The organism is Bacillus sp. FSL L8-0099 (assembly GCF_038006385.1).
GTDB lineage: Bacteria > Bacillota > Bacilli > Bacillales > Bacillaceae_G > Bacillus_A > Bacillus_A toyonensis.
On the sequence record NZ_JBBOVC010000001.1, the window covers coordinates 1,419,969 to 1,432,740 of the forward strand.

A 12,772-nucleotide genomic window follows, 5' to 3' on the forward strand; every position below is an offset into this window, starting at 1 on the left:
AATTCGACAGCTTTTTTTATTCGTGCATAAACATATTTTGGATTGTTTCATGTGATTTTGTATTCTCTAATGCGACTAGTAATTTAATACGTGCTTTTTGAGCGTTTAAGCCGTATGTGAATATAACGCCCATATCTTTTAATTGTTTGCCGCCACCTTCATATGAATATACGTCTTGAACGATACCATTGAAGCAACGTGAAACTAATACGACTGGAATTCCTTTGCTTATTAATCGTTCTAAACTAGGGAGTGTACGTGGAGGCAAATTACCTTGTCCAAGCGCTTCAATGACAATTCCGTCAACTGGAAGGTTTTCAATTGCTGCTAACAATGTATCATCCATACCAGCATATGCTTTTAGAACAACTACGTTTTTAGAGATGTTATTTACTGTATACGTTTCATGATGTACTAAAGCGTGATGGAAGACAACACCACGTTTTGTTACCATTCCAATTGGTCCATATTGTGGACTTTGGAATGTTGCAACATTACTTGTATGTGTTTTCGTTACATTTGTAGCGCAATGAATTTCGTCGTTTAATACGACTAGAACACCTTTTTCTGCAGCTTCATTACTGCTAGCTACTTTTACAGCTGATAAGAAGTTATATAGACCATCAGCACCTAATTCATTACTAGAACGCATTGCGCCTGTTACTACGATTGGAATAGTTGCTTTGACTGTTAAATCTAGGAAATATGCGGTTTCTTCTAATGTATCCGTACCATGCGTAATGACTACGCCATGAATGTTGTCTTGTTTTACTCTTTCATCAATGATGACTTGTAATTGTAACATCTCGCTTGGTGTCATATGAGGAGATGGTAGATGGAACACATCTTCAACGATTAAATCAACATCGCCTTCTAAATCAGGAATGAATTTTAAAAGAGGATTTTTTTCTCCTGGTTGTACGACCCCAGTTTCTTTATCTTCCTCCATTGCAATTGTTCCACCTGTGTGTAAAACTAGGATTCTTTTCAATGCTTATACCCCTTTCAAGTTGAAAAATACATTTAGAACATAACATGTTTTGAGTAAATTCGACAATGAAAATGTATAAAAGCATGCTTGGAATATGACAATAAATTTAATTGCGCTATGTACGTTGTATAAAATCATGAAATGTAATGTGTAAGTATATGGTGGGAAGGAGTGGATATCTTGAAGAAGGTGGAGAAAATTATCATTCGTATATTAATAATTCAATTTATTTGTCTTTGTGTTGTGCAATTGTTATTTATACATAAGTCATCAATAAAATATCTATCTAAAATTGTTTATTATGAAGGTGTCGTCGCGAAAAATAAAGAAGAAATCTTACAGGTGAGTAGGTAGTTTTCGTTTTCTTCTAGGAAGGATTATGCTACAATAATTGAGGATTTAATGACGTGAAGCAAATGAGAAGAAGCAGGGATGAATACCTGCTTTTCGTTTTGTTTTATAAGTGAAAAAATGAGGTGTTACAATGGATAAACGAATTTCAATTGCTATAGATGGTCCAGCAGCTGCTGGGAAAAGTACAGTTGCAAAAGTTGTGGCAAAGAAGCTTTCTTACGTTTATATTGATACAGGCGCAATGTACCGTGCTATTACATATGCAGCCCTTGAACAAAAAGTGGATATTGAAAATGAAGAAAAGCTAATGGAAGTTGTAAAAAATGTGAATATTGAATTTCAACAAGGAGAAAATACACAACTTGTATTTTTAAATGGACAAGATGTTTCGGAAGTTATTCGTACGCCTGATGTGACGAATCGAGTATCTATTGTGGCAAAGCATCGTCTTGTTCGTGAAGAAATGGTTCGTCGTCAACAAGAATTAGCGGAAAAAGGCGGCGTTGTAATGGATGGCCGTGATATTGGTACACATGTGTTACCAGATGCTGAAGTGAAAATCTTTATGCTTGCTTCTGTAGAAGAAAGAGCGGAAAGAAGACATTTAGAAAATATAAATAAAGGTTTCGATTCTAATTTAGAGCAGTTACAAGAAGAAATTGCTCAGCGTGATAAATTGGATTCAGAACGCGAAGTTTCTCCTCTAAAAAAGGCTGATGATGCATTGGAATTAGATACAACTTCTTTATCAATTGAAGAAGTCGTCCAAAAAATTATGGGTATTGTTTCAGGAGTATTTGCGAAATAAAGAAAGGGGATTATCCTCTTTCTTTTTTTGTTTGTATAGAAATGTAAAGGATACGTGAATTGTGAGTCTCTTTCCTTGACAAATGAGCCGATTTATAAGAAGTTAGTTAAAGAGGAATAAAACTGTCAGAATATATTCGCTATTATATTTCAAAACATACTTTCTTCAAGATGATTTTGCTGTATACTATTTATATAGGATTAATATATTTTCTTATGAATGCTATTGAAAAAGAGTATGTGATGATAAATTCTTAAACATGCAAATGAAAACATTTGTTTTCATTTCGTATATACATAAAAATGCTTTGTCAATTCTGTAGGGAGGTATTTCCATGGTAGAGAAAATGAATGAAGAAGTTATGGATTCAAAAGAATTACAAGTTGGTGACGTTGTTACAGGTTCTGTAACGAAGGTTGAAGAAAAACAAGTGCTTGTAAATGTTGGATACAAAACAGATGGCGTAATTCCAATTAGTGAATTAGCTAACGTTCATATTGAAAAAGCAAGCGATGTTGTAGAATTAGATCAAACACTAGAATTGAAAATTATTAAATTAGAAGAAGATGATCTTGTTTTATCTAAACGTGCTGTTGATGCAGAAAAAGCATGGGTAGAATTACAAGAGAAATTTACTTCTGGTCATGTATTTGATGTTACTGTAAAAGATATCGTGAATGGTGGATTAGTTGTGGACCTAGGCGTTCGTGGTTTTATCCCAGCTTCACTTGTAGAAGTACATTATGTAGAAGACTTTTCTGACTATAAAGGAAAAACATTAGCGGTAAAAATTGTTGAATTAGACCGCGAAAAAAATCGTGTAATCCTTTCGCATAAAGCGGTAGTAGAATTAGAACTAGATTCTAAGAAAAAAGAAGCAATCTCTTCGTTAAAAGAAGGGGATATTGTTGAAGGAACAGTACAACGATTAACGGATTTTGGTGCTTTCGTTAACGTTGGTGGTGTGGACGGTTTAGTTCACATTTCGCAAATTTCACACGAACGTGTGGAGCAACCATCTGAAGTGCTAGAGCAAGGTCAAAAAGTAAAGGTAAAGGTGCTATCTGTTGATGCTGATACGCAACGTATCTCTTTATCAATTAAAGCAGCTCAGCCGGGACCTTGGGAAAATGTTGCTGGTGAAATAAAAGCTGGTGATATTCGTGAGGGAGTAGTAAAACGTCTAGTTACATTCGGTGCTTTCGTTGAAATTTTACCTGGCGTTGAAGGGCTTGTGCACGTATCTCAAATTGCAAATCGTCACGTGAAAAATCCAAATGAAGTATTGGAAATGGGACAAGAAGTAAAAGTGAAAGTACTTGAAGTACATGTAGCGGAAAAACGTATTTCTTTAAGTATAAAAGAAGCACTTGAAGAAAATAATGTAACAGAAGATTATAGCAAATATGAGCCAAATGCTGATTCTGCTACTTTCCAATTAAGTGATATTATTGGTGAACAACTGAAAAAATTAAAGAAATAAAGAGGGGTACGAGTGGTAAGGGCAAAACGTAAATTAGATCATATTGAATATGCTCTTTCTACTGGTCAGTCTCGTACGCATGGCTTTCATGATATTGATTTTGTGCATCAAAGCTTGCCAAATTCAAGTTATGATACTATAACATGTGAAACAAAAATCGGCGAACTTTCACTAAGTTCGCCGATTTTTATCAATGCGATGACTGGTGGTGGAGGAGAGCAAACGTTACATATTAATGAGCAACTAGCATATGTAGCGAAACATCATAATCTCGCTATGGCTGTAGGTTCGCAAATGGCAGCGTTAAAAGATGAGCGTGAGGCGGCTTCTTATAAGGTCGTTAGAAAGATAAATCCAAATGGGATTTTCTTTGCGAATTTAGGTAGTGAGGCAACTGTCGAACAGGCAGAGCGTGCCGTTGATATGATTGAAGCAAACGCACTACAAATTCATTTAAATGTTATACAAGAGTTAACGATGCCTGAAGGAGATCGTGATTTTACGGGGGTACTTCAGCGGATTGAACAAATTGTTTTAAAGAGTAAAATTCCTGTCATTGTAAAAGAAGTTGGATTTGGGATGAGTAAGGAAACAGTGCAACAGTTAGTGAGTATAGGTGTAACGGCAATTGATATTGGTGGACAAGGTGGTACAAATTTTGCTGCTGTTGAAAATGAAAGAAGACAGCGAATGCTTTCTTATTTTAATAACTGGGGCATACAAACAACTACCTCGATTATTGAAGCAACCTCTACAAATAACAACCTCTCTTTTATTGCATCTGGGGGCATACAAACAGCGCTTGACGTGGCGAAGGCAATCGCATTAGGGGCGAATACAACCGCATTTGCTGGATACTTTTTACGTATTTTAATGCAAGATGGTATCGAGAAGTTAGTGGATGAAATTGATCTTTTACATACAGATTTAAAATTTATTATGACAGCTCTTGGTGCGAAGACGATAGAAGAGTTGCAATCTGTACCTCTTGTTGTAAAGGGCGAAACGTATCATTGGTTAATGCAGCGTGGTATTGATACAACGCATTATAGTAGGAGATAAAAAACCAACCGAACGGTTGGTTTTTTGTTTTCTATTCTTTTTTGTAATATAAAGTAGGGAACGGAATTAGTATTCTATAAAAAACAGACGTTTAATAAGATTAATTGTATATAAAAATATTATTCGGCGGAATTTGCAATTGAAAAAGAGGTTGCAAAAATGAGAAAATATAGAAGAGGTGATGCTGAATTATTAGAGAGAGCTTAAATTTCCTATGGGAAATAGGTGAAGGTGAAATTAAGTCATGGGAAGATTAGTATATAAAATATTATTTCAATATAAATAAAAATCATTAAAATAATTATGAAAAAAGACGGTTTCGGACAATATCGAAACCGTCTTTTTGTATGTTTAGTGCTGATTTTGCTTGCGAGCTTGCTCCGGTGTATCAAGACTTGTTGCACCAGGATATTGAAGTGATTGGTCGCGATCCGATTCAACGCGGCGTGATTCTCTTAGTTTTCGTTCTTGGCGATCTTTACCCATTGTGAATAGCACCTCCTTATTAAAAGTGTTGCTGTTATATGAAAAAACTATGCGTAAAGAAAGGGGGATTAACTTTCATAAAAAGTTCCCATAATGGAAAACATAGGAGGTGAAATGATGGATGGGAGTACTTTTTATTTTGTAGCTTGGATAGGGTGGGTTATCGTAACTTTCTTTATGAAAAAGGAATCTATTCGATGGAAGTTAAGTGCTTGTATATTGATTTTTATAATTTGCTCTCCGTTACATGTAACGATTGCTTCATTCACGGTATCAATAAATGCTCTTTTACTTTGTATTATTTCTTTTATAGGGATTACGCTATATTCTATTTGGAAAAAAATATATACCTTACTTTCGGCGCTTATTATTGCAATGTTATATACAAGTTTTCATTTGTTAGAAGTATATGACCCGATTTGGATTGTGGTGGATAGGTTGTTTCTGTTAAGTGGTGCCCTTGTGTATGCATCAGTTTTATTGCATGGAGATCGTTTCCTGCGATTATGTTCTTTATATATAGGGATGTTGCAAGGAGAGTTGTTAGTGACACTTATTTTTCGAAAACTAAACTTCCCTTATGATTACGGTAGTTTAGCGTTTTTTGATATCATCGCCGTTTCTACATTGTTTATGACAATTTTATTTTGGATTGCAAAAGTATCAGTATACATGGAACAGTTTAAGCGGAAAACACGTAAAAGAAAGGCGAGGGTAATACATGACTGAATATACACCAGCCATTTTATGTGGCGTAATAGCAGGGACGGTAACGAGAGTGTTAATGCTTCGCACGGATACGCGGCAATATCCAACGAGGCTTCATGGGAAAATTATTCATATTGCGATGGGGTTAATTGCCGCAGCCTTAGGAGCGATTGCAATCCCGTCTATTTTGAAAAAAGATTTTTCTGCCATTACATTTCTTACGTTAGCAGCGACGCAATTTCGTGATGTGCGTAATATGGAAAGAAATACGCTTCAACAATTAGATGGATATGAGCTCGTACCGCGTGGAAATACATACATTGAAGGAATTGCATTAGTTTTTGAAAGTCGCAACTATTTGGCGATGTTAACGTCGTTTGCAACGACGTTTGCGTATATAGGGTTCCATTCATGGATTGCTGGAGTAATTATGGCTATCATAGCATTTTTTATTGCGAAAAAATTAATGTCAGGCAAAAGGTTACATGATCTTGTTGATATCGAGCATGTACCGCTTCGCTTTGAAGGAGCGGGGCTTTATATTGATAATATTTATATTATGAATATTGGATTGCCGGCAAGGCAAGAAGAAATTATGAAATATGGAATGGGTTTTATTTTAAAACCGAAATCAATTGATGCGATGGTTACAATTGCAAATTTAGGACAACGGCAAGCTATTTTACATGATGTCTCTGTTGCTCTAGGGATATATAGGGATTCAGGTACACCAGCACTTGTACCGTTAGCAAAGCGTGATTTAGAAGATGGAAGAGTTGGCATCTTTGTCTTGCCGCAAGACCAAGATGCCGAGAAAGCGATAGGTGTCATAGGGAATGTGCCAACGCTAGAAAGTGCCGTTCATATGTCATCGGAAGCCCCGAAAGGAAGGGGAGATAAAAGATGATGTTAGAAAGTGTTATTCTCGCGGTAATTACAACGACACCGGAAAAGTTTGCAGGCGGAGCTCCCTTATTTACTTGTGAGACGAAAGAGGAACTAGAATTTGTTGCAAATAATTTAGAGGCGATATTAGATGGTATTGCGCATCGCTTACAAGAGAATGTATATATTATTGTGAAACATTAGCAACGTGTGTTATAATATGAGGTGTTTTGATACGTTGAGAAATATTCTGGAATGCAAATCCCTTCTTGCACAAAGAAGGGTTTTTTACATAATAAACAGAAGCAAGTTGAAAGGATGAAAGTATATGCCGAAACCAGTAATAGCAATAGTAGGCCGCCCGAACGTAGGAAAATCTACTATTTTCAATAGAATTGTTGGAGAAAGAGTTTCAATCGTAGAAGATATACCAGGTATAACGCGAGACCGTATTTATAGTGCGGGAGAATGGTTAAATCATGAGTTTAACATTATTGATACAGGTGGAATTGATATTGGAGACGAGCCGTTCTTGACACAAATTCGTCAACAGGCGGAAGTAGCGATTGATGAAGCAGATGTTATCATTTTTATGACGAATGGTCGCGATGGTGTAACTGCAGCAGATGAAGAAGTTGCTAAAATTTTATATCGTTCTAAAAAACCTATTGTACTTGCGGTAAATAAGGTTGATAATCCAGAAATGCGTAGTGACATTTATGATTTCTATGCATTAGGATTCGGTGAGCCATTCCCGATTTCAGGTACACATGGTTTAGGACTTGGTGATTTGTTAGATGAAGCTGCAAATCATTTTCCGAAGATTGAAGAAGAAGCGTATGACGATGAAACAATCCGTTTCTCTTTAATTGGACGTCCAAACGTAGGGAAATCATCACTTGTAAATGCACTTCTTGGTCAAGAACGTGTAATTGTAAGTAATATAGCAGGAACGACACGTGATGCTGTTGATACACCATATAGCAAAGATGGTCAAGATTATGTAATTATCGATACAGCTGGTATGCGTAAAAAAGGGAAAGTATACGAAAGCACAGAAAAATATAGTGTACTTCGTGCGCTTAGAGCGATTGAACGTTCTGACGTTGTTTTAGTCGTTTTAGACGGAGAAGAAGGAATTATTGAACAGGATAAAAAAATTGCTGGATATGCTCATGATTCAGGACGAGCTGTTATTATCGTTGTAAACAAATGGGATGCAGTGAAAAAAGATGAGAAAACAATGAAAGCATTTGAAGAAAATATTCGTGCTCATTTCCAATTCTTGGACTATGCACCGATTGTATTCTTATCTGCGAAAACGAAAAAACGTACACAAACATTGTTACCAGTTATTAATGAAGTAAATGAAAGTCATAGTATCCGTGTACAAACGAATGTATTAAATGATGTAATTATGGATGCTGTAGCGATGAATCCAACGCCGACTCATAATGGTAGCCGTCTGAAGATCTTCTATGCGACACAGGTTGCGGTAAAACCACCGACATTTGTTGTGTTTGTAAACGATACAGAATTAATGCACTTTTCATATGAGCGCTTCTTAAAGAATCGTTTACGTGAAGCGTTCGGTTTTGTAGGAACACCGATTCACATTATCGCTAGAGCAAGAGACTAATGGAGAGGATGTGATTTTATGACAAAAATCACAGTAATAGGAGCAGGTAGCTGGGGAACAGCGTTAGCGATGGTATTAGCTGACAATGGACATGATGTATGTATTTGGGGAAATCGTTCTGAACTTATGGATGAGATTAATGCGAAACATGAGAATAGTCGATATCTTCCAGGAATTACATTGCCAAGCACAATCGTAGCCTACTCTTCTTTAGAAGAAGCATTAGTAGATGTAAATACAGTACTGTTAGTAGTACCGACGAAAGCGTACAGAGATGTATTACAAGAGATGAAAGAAATTGTTACAGAACCAGTTACGTGGATTCATGCAAGTAAAGGGATCGAACCAGGTACGTCAAAACGTATTTCGGAAGTGATTGAGGAAGAAATTCCAGAGAACTTGATTAAAGATGTTGTTGTACTGTCTGGACCGAGTCATGCTGAAGAAGTCGGCTTACGTCAAGCGACAACTGTTACATCGGCAGCGAAGCGTATGGAAGCGGCTGAGGAAGTACAAGATTTGTTTATGAATAGCTACTTCCGTGTATACACAAATCCTGATATTGTTGGAGTTGAGCTTGGTGGTGCTTTAAAAAATATTATCGCATTAGCTGCAGGGATAACGGATGGTCTTGGATTAGGTGATAATGCGAAAGCGGCATTAATGACACGTGGTTTAACGGAAATTGCTCGTTTAGGAAGAAAAATGGGCGGAAATCCTTTAACGTTCGCTGGTCTAACTGGTATGGGAGACTTGATAGTAACTTGTACAAGTGTTCATAGCCGAAATTGGCGCGCTGGAAATATGCTCGGAAAAGGGCACTCTTTAGAAGAAGTGTTAGAAAGTATGGGGATGGTTGTAGAAGGCGTAAGAACAACGAAAGCTGCTCATGAATTGGCAGAGAAGATGGAAGTTGAAATGCCGATTACAGCTGCTTTATATGACGTGTTGTTCAATGGGAATGATGTAAAGGATGCAGTAGGCTCATTGATGGGACGCGTTCGAAAACATGAAGTGGAAGCTATACCTGATTTACTTTAAATAAAAGCGACAGAAGTACAATTTGTACTCCTGTCGCTTTTTTATTTTTTGATTGGGTCTTTTCACCATTTTTTTATTTTTGCATAGGATGAAGTGTAACTTGAGGAGAGGGTGAAAAGAATGGATAATAACATTTTTAATAATATTGAGAAGGAAGCGAAAGTGAACAAAGAGGATATTTTTAAATTAGCGTCATCTGTACAAAATGCGAATTTACGTGATGAAACTGTGCTTCGTCAATTGATTCATCAAGTAGCTCTTATGGCAGGACGTGAGGTGCCGAAAGAGCAAGAGGATCAAATTGTAAAAGCGATTATTAACAATAATATGCCAGCAGATTTTGGCTCGTTAAGCAAAATGTTTAAAAAATAAATTATGAGAAACAAAGAGATTGTAGATTGCATATGATAGCCATGAAAGAATGGGAATAGAGCTGGTAAGGGCATATTTGGTCAACCGAAGCGCAAAATAATGCGCTTCGGTTTTATTTTTGTACATAAATTTTGTTAATTTACATTAAAATGATGAATTGTATTTGTTTAAAGATTTTAATTTGTTAAAATAGTATAAAAATAGATTGAAAGTAAAGGGGTGTATATATGTCAGAAGGGCTTATAAAAATGTGGTTTTCCTTAGGGGCAATGGGATTTATGTTTGTTGCAGTAGTTTTTATTTTATTAAGTAGGCATAAAATGAAAAATAAATTTCTGAAAGGGATTACAGCGTTAGTAGCGTACACCCTCATGATTGTGTCGGGTATTGTTATTTTTCTTGTTGTATTTAGTGGACCTGTGGAGCAGTAAGAGGAGTGTATCTCAAAATGTTACATAAGGAGTAAGTTATACTAGCGTGAAAAGGTGATTGTTAGTGAAAAAAATCCATATTATTTTAATATTTTGTTGCATCAGCGTTTTAACAGGGTGTATGTATCCGAAAGAAAATATGAAACAAAATGCTGTTCCTTATGAAGATCAGTTACAAGTTGTTCAAAAAGCTATTACGACATATAAGGAACAAAATGGTGGGATATTGCCAATTAAAACGCGTGATATGAGTACACCTATTTATCAAAAGTATCCAATCGATTTTCAAAAAATTGCTCCGCGCTACATACAAGAAGCACCAGGGAATGCGTATGAAAGTGGAGGGGTATACCAATACGTATTAATAGATGTTGAAACAAATCCGACCGTAAAGTTAATTGATATAAGGATGGTTGAACAAATTCAGGAATTATCATTAAAACTAAGGATGTACCGTGATGAACATAGATATCCACCGTTTAAAAAAGTAATTTCAGACGGGGTATATGAATTGGATTACAAAAAACTAGGATATAAAGATGTACCGCAAGTGACAAGTCCGTATTCTGGTAAAGGACTTCCTTTTGTAATCAATGAAAAAGGAGAAGTATTTGTTGACTACAGAATCGACTTATATGAAGTGTTGAAAAAAAATGAAGGGCAATTTAAGGAAGGAGAAGATATTCGAAATATACTATCGAAAGACTCCCCATTTGTTCCCGCATATTCTTTACCGTATACGGTGAAGGACGGAGAACCAATTTTTTTTAAATCATAAGTCATGAACCTTTCTTTTAGCGAATAAGTTCTAGAAGAAAGGTTTTTTATGTTATACAACTTGTGATGCAAACAAAAAGTATTTTTTAAATAGTCATATGAAATTGGACAAAATTATTTGATATATTGTCCGAACTTCTAGAATACCATTATATTATATCAGATATTATAGGCAACGTTAGAGAAGGTATTAGTTGACTATATACACGGAATTATTCCCAAAAATTTTGAGGGAGGGAATCACTTGGAAAAGGTAGATATTTTTAAAGATATTGCGGAACGCACAGGCGGTGATATTTATTTTGGAGTTGTAGGAGCTGTTCGAACAGGGAAATCAACATTCATTAAAAAATTTATGGAACTTGTTGTTATTCCGAACATTGAGAATGAATCTGACCGCCAAAGAGCGCAGGATGAACTGCCTCAAAGTGCTGCTGGTCGTACAATCATGACGACGGAACCGAAGTTTGTTCCAAACCAAGCGGTTTCTATCGAAGTAGATGAAGGACTTGAAGTAAATATTCGATTAGTAGATTGTGTTGGATATACGGTTCCAGGAGCAAAAGGCTATGAAGATGAGAATGGCCCGCGTATGATTAATACTCCTTGGTATGAAGAGCCTATTCCATTCCATGAAGCTGCAGAAATTGGCACGCGCAAAGTAATTCAAGAACATTCAACAATTGGTGTTGTAATTACAACGGATGGAACGATTGGCGAAATACCAAGAAGAGATTATATAGAGGCAGAAGAACGCGTTGTAAATGAGTTAAAAGAAGTTGGAAAGCCTTTCATTATGATTATCAATACTGTACAGCCGTATCATCCGGATACAGAGCAATTACGCCAAAGTTTATCTGAAGAATATGATATACCAGTAATTGCGATGAGTGTAGAGAGTTTAAGAGAAACAGATGTATATAATGTACTTCGAGAAGCGTTATTTGAGTTCCCAGTATTAGAGGTGAATGTAAATCTTCCTAGTTGGGTAATGGTGCTAAATGAAGGGCATTGGTTACGCAAAAGTTATCAAGAAGCAGTTCAAGAGACTGTGAAGGATATAAAACGTCTTCGTGATGTGGACCGTGTCGTTTGGCAGTTTAGTCAATATGAATTTATTGATCGGGCAAGTCTAGCTGGCATTGATATGGGGCAAGGTGTGGCAGAGATTGATTTATATGCGCCAGATGAATTGTACGATCAAATTTTAAAAGAAGTAGTAGGGGTAGAAATTCGAGGGAAAGATCATTTACTGAAGCTTATGCTCGACTTATCTCATGCGAAAATAGAATATGATCAAGTGGCGGATGCCCTGCGTATGGTAAAGCAAACAGGATATGGTGTAGCAGCACCTGCACTAGCTGATATGAGCTTAGATGAGCCGGAAATCATACGTCACGGTTCAAGGTTTGGTGTGAAATTAAAAGCGGTAGCTCCATCTATTCATATGATTAAAGTAGATGTTGAATCGACGTTTGAGCCGATTATTGGTACTGAAAAGCAAAGTGAAGAATTAGTTCGTTATTTAATGCAAGATTTTGAAGATGATCCATTATCAATTTGGAATTCCGATATATTCGGACGTTCGCTTAGCTCTATTGTTCGAGAAGGAATTCAAGCAAAACTATCTTTAATGCCAGAAAATGCTAGATATAAATTAAAAGAAACACTAGAAAGAATTATTAATGAAGGATCTGGCGGATTAATTGCGATTATATTATAAGAAAAAAACCCT

At 36.2% G+C, this 12,772-nt stretch carries 15 protein-coding genes; 13 read left to right on the forward strand and 2 right to left on the reverse strand.

Annotated features, from left to right (window positions below):
- Positions 1-16 precede the first annotated feature (16 nt).
- The gene (ansA, locus tag MHH42_RS07450; protein ID WP_000822002.1) at positions 17-991 is read right to left on the reverse strand and encodes an asparaginase; all 975 of its coding nucleotides are present in this window, start codon (positions 989-991) and stop codon (positions 17-19) included.
- Positions 992-1,171: 180 nt separating this feature from the next.
- Here ansA and MHH42_RS07455 point away from each other — a divergent pair, with 180 nt between their 5' ends.
- The 4 genes from MHH42_RS07455 (at position 1,172) to MHH42_RS07470 (ending at position 4,698) form a co-directional block, all read left to right on the forward strand.
- Positions 1,172-1,345, forward strand: a complete 174-nt coding sequence (locus tag MHH42_RS07455; RefSeq protein ID WP_000754950.1) for a DUF5359 family protein — start codon at positions 1,172-1,174, stop codon at positions 1,343-1,345.
- A 130-nt stretch (positions 1,346-1,475) separates the two neighbouring features.
- Entirely contained in the window at positions 1,476-2,153 is a 678-nt protein-coding gene (gene cmk / locus MHH42_RS07460; protein WP_000361259.1) for a (d)CMP kinase, read from the forward strand.
- Positions 2,154-2,487: 334 nt separating this feature from the next.
- Positions 2,488-3,636, forward strand: a complete 1,149-nt coding sequence (rpsA, locus tag MHH42_RS07465) for a 30S ribosomal protein S1 (RefSeq protein WP_000229553.1) — start codon at positions 2,488-2,490, stop codon at positions 3,634-3,636.
- Positions 3,637-3,648: 12 nt separating this feature from the next.
- A complete protein-coding gene (locus MHH42_RS07470; RefSeq protein WP_000251049.1) occupies positions 3,649-4,698 on the forward strand; it encodes a type 2 isopentenyl-diphosphate Delta-isomerase in 1,050 nt (349 codons plus the stop codon).
- 351 nt (positions 4,699-5,049) lie between these two features.
- Here the strand turns inward: MHH42_RS07470 and MHH42_RS07475 are convergent, their stop codons facing one another.
- Positions 5,050-5,184 (reverse strand): YpzI family protein, encoded by a 135-nt coding sequence (locus MHH42_RS07475; protein ID WP_000513901.1) that lies wholly within the window; start codon positions 5,182-5,184, stop codon positions 5,050-5,052.
- Positions 5,185-5,301: 117 nt separating this feature from the next.
- Here MHH42_RS07475 and MHH42_RS07480 point away from each other — a divergent pair, with 117 nt between their 5' ends.
- The 9 genes from MHH42_RS07480 to spoIVA all read left to right on the forward strand — a co-directional run bounded on the left by MHH42_RS07480 (position 5,302) and on the right by spoIVA (position 12,760).
- Positions 5,302-5,913 (forward strand): YphA family membrane protein, encoded by a 612-nt coding sequence (locus MHH42_RS07480; RefSeq protein ID WP_000349114.1) that lies wholly within the window; start codon positions 5,302-5,304, stop codon positions 5,911-5,913.
- Positions 5,906-6,799 carry a YIEGIA family protein gene (locus MHH42_RS07485; RefSeq protein ID WP_000141591.1) on the forward strand — a complete coding sequence of 298 codons (894 nt, stop codon included), beginning with the start codon at positions 5,906-5,908 and terminating at the stop codon, positions 6,797-6,799. Before MHH42_RS07480 ends, MHH42_RS07485 begins: the two co-directional genes overlap by 8 nt.
- Positions 6,796-6,981 (forward strand): capping complex subunit for YIEGIA, encoded by a 186-nt coding sequence (locus MHH42_RS07490; protein WP_000979055.1) that lies wholly within the window; start codon positions 6,796-6,798, stop codon positions 6,979-6,981. Before MHH42_RS07485 ends, MHH42_RS07490 begins: the two co-directional genes overlap by 4 nt.
- A gap of 124 nt (positions 6,982-7,105) precedes the next feature.
- Positions 7,106-8,416: a ribosome biogenesis GTPase Der gene (gene der / locus MHH42_RS07495; protein WP_001125887.1), complete on the forward strand. Its 1,311-nt coding sequence runs from the start codon at positions 7,106-7,108 to the stop codon at positions 8,414-8,416.
- Between the two features lie 18 nt (positions 8,417-8,434).
- The gene (locus MHH42_RS07500) at positions 8,435-9,457 is read left to right on the forward strand and encodes an NAD(P)H-dependent glycerol-3-phosphate dehydrogenase (protein ID WP_340893077.1); all 1,023 of its coding nucleotides are present in this window, start codon (positions 8,435-8,437) and stop codon (positions 9,455-9,457) included.
- 120 nt (positions 9,458-9,577) lie between these two features.
- Entirely contained in the window at positions 9,578-9,829 is a 252-nt protein-coding gene (locus MHH42_RS07505) for a stage VI sporulation protein F (RefSeq protein WP_000369753.1), read from the forward strand.
- 227 nt (positions 9,830-10,056) lie between these two features.
- Positions 10,057-10,260 carry a DUF2768 domain-containing protein gene (locus MHH42_RS07510; RefSeq protein WP_001289001.1) on the forward strand — a complete coding sequence of 68 codons (204 nt, stop codon included), beginning with the start codon at positions 10,057-10,059 and terminating at the stop codon, positions 10,258-10,260.
- A 64-nt stretch (positions 10,261-10,324) separates the two neighbouring features.
- Positions 10,325-11,038: a hypothetical protein gene (locus MHH42_RS07515; protein WP_000719829.1), complete on the forward strand. Its 714-nt coding sequence runs from the start codon at positions 10,325-10,327 to the stop codon at positions 11,036-11,038.
- 243 nt (positions 11,039-11,281) lie between these two features.
- The gene (gene spoIVA, locus MHH42_RS07520; protein WP_000416518.1) at positions 11,282-12,760 is read left to right on the forward strand and encodes a stage IV sporulation protein A; all 1,479 of its coding nucleotides are present in this window, start codon (positions 11,282-11,284) and stop codon (positions 12,758-12,760) included.
- Positions 12,761-12,772: the final 12 nt, after the last annotated feature.

Excerpts from the sequence above, each read along its gene's own strand:
- MHH42_RS07475 (WP_000513901.1), bottom strand. The coding sequence starts at position 5,184 with ATGGGTAAAGATCGCCAAGAACGAAAACTAAGAGAATCACGCCGCGTT.
- MHH42_RS07505 (WP_000369753.1), top strand. The coding sequence starts at position 9,578 with ATGGATAATAACATTTTTAATAATATTGAGAAGGAAGCGAAAGTGAAC.
- MHH42_RS07510 (WP_001289001.1), top strand. The coding sequence starts at position 10,057 with ATGTCAGAAGGGCTTATAAAAATGTGGTTTTCCTTAGGGGCAATGGGA.
- MHH42_RS07480 (WP_000349114.1), top strand. The coding sequence starts at position 5,302 with ATGGATGGGAGTACTTTTTATTTTGTAGCTTGGATAGGGTGGGTTATC.
- rpsA (WP_000229553.1), top strand. The coding sequence starts at position 2,488 with ATGGTAGAGAAAATGAATGAAGAAGTTATGGATTCAAAAGAATTACAA.
- MHH42_RS07490 (WP_000979055.1), top strand. The coding sequence starts at position 6,796 with ATGATGTTAGAAAGTGTTATTCTCGCGGTAATTACAACGACACCGGAA.
- MHH42_RS07500 (WP_340893077.1), top strand. The coding sequence starts at position 8,435 with ATGACAAAAATCACAGTAATAGGAGCAGGTAGCTGGGGAACAGCGTTA.
- cmk (WP_000361259.1), top strand. The coding sequence starts at position 1,476 with ATGGATAAACGAATTTCAATTGCTATAGATGGTCCAGCAGCTGCTGGG.
- der (WP_001125887.1), top strand. The coding sequence starts at position 7,106 with ATGCCGAAACCAGTAATAGCAATAGTAGGCCGCCCGAACGTAGGAAAA.
- MHH42_RS07485 (WP_000141591.1), top strand. The coding sequence starts at position 5,906 with ATGACTGAATATACACCAGCCATTTTATGTGGCGTAATAGCAGGGACG.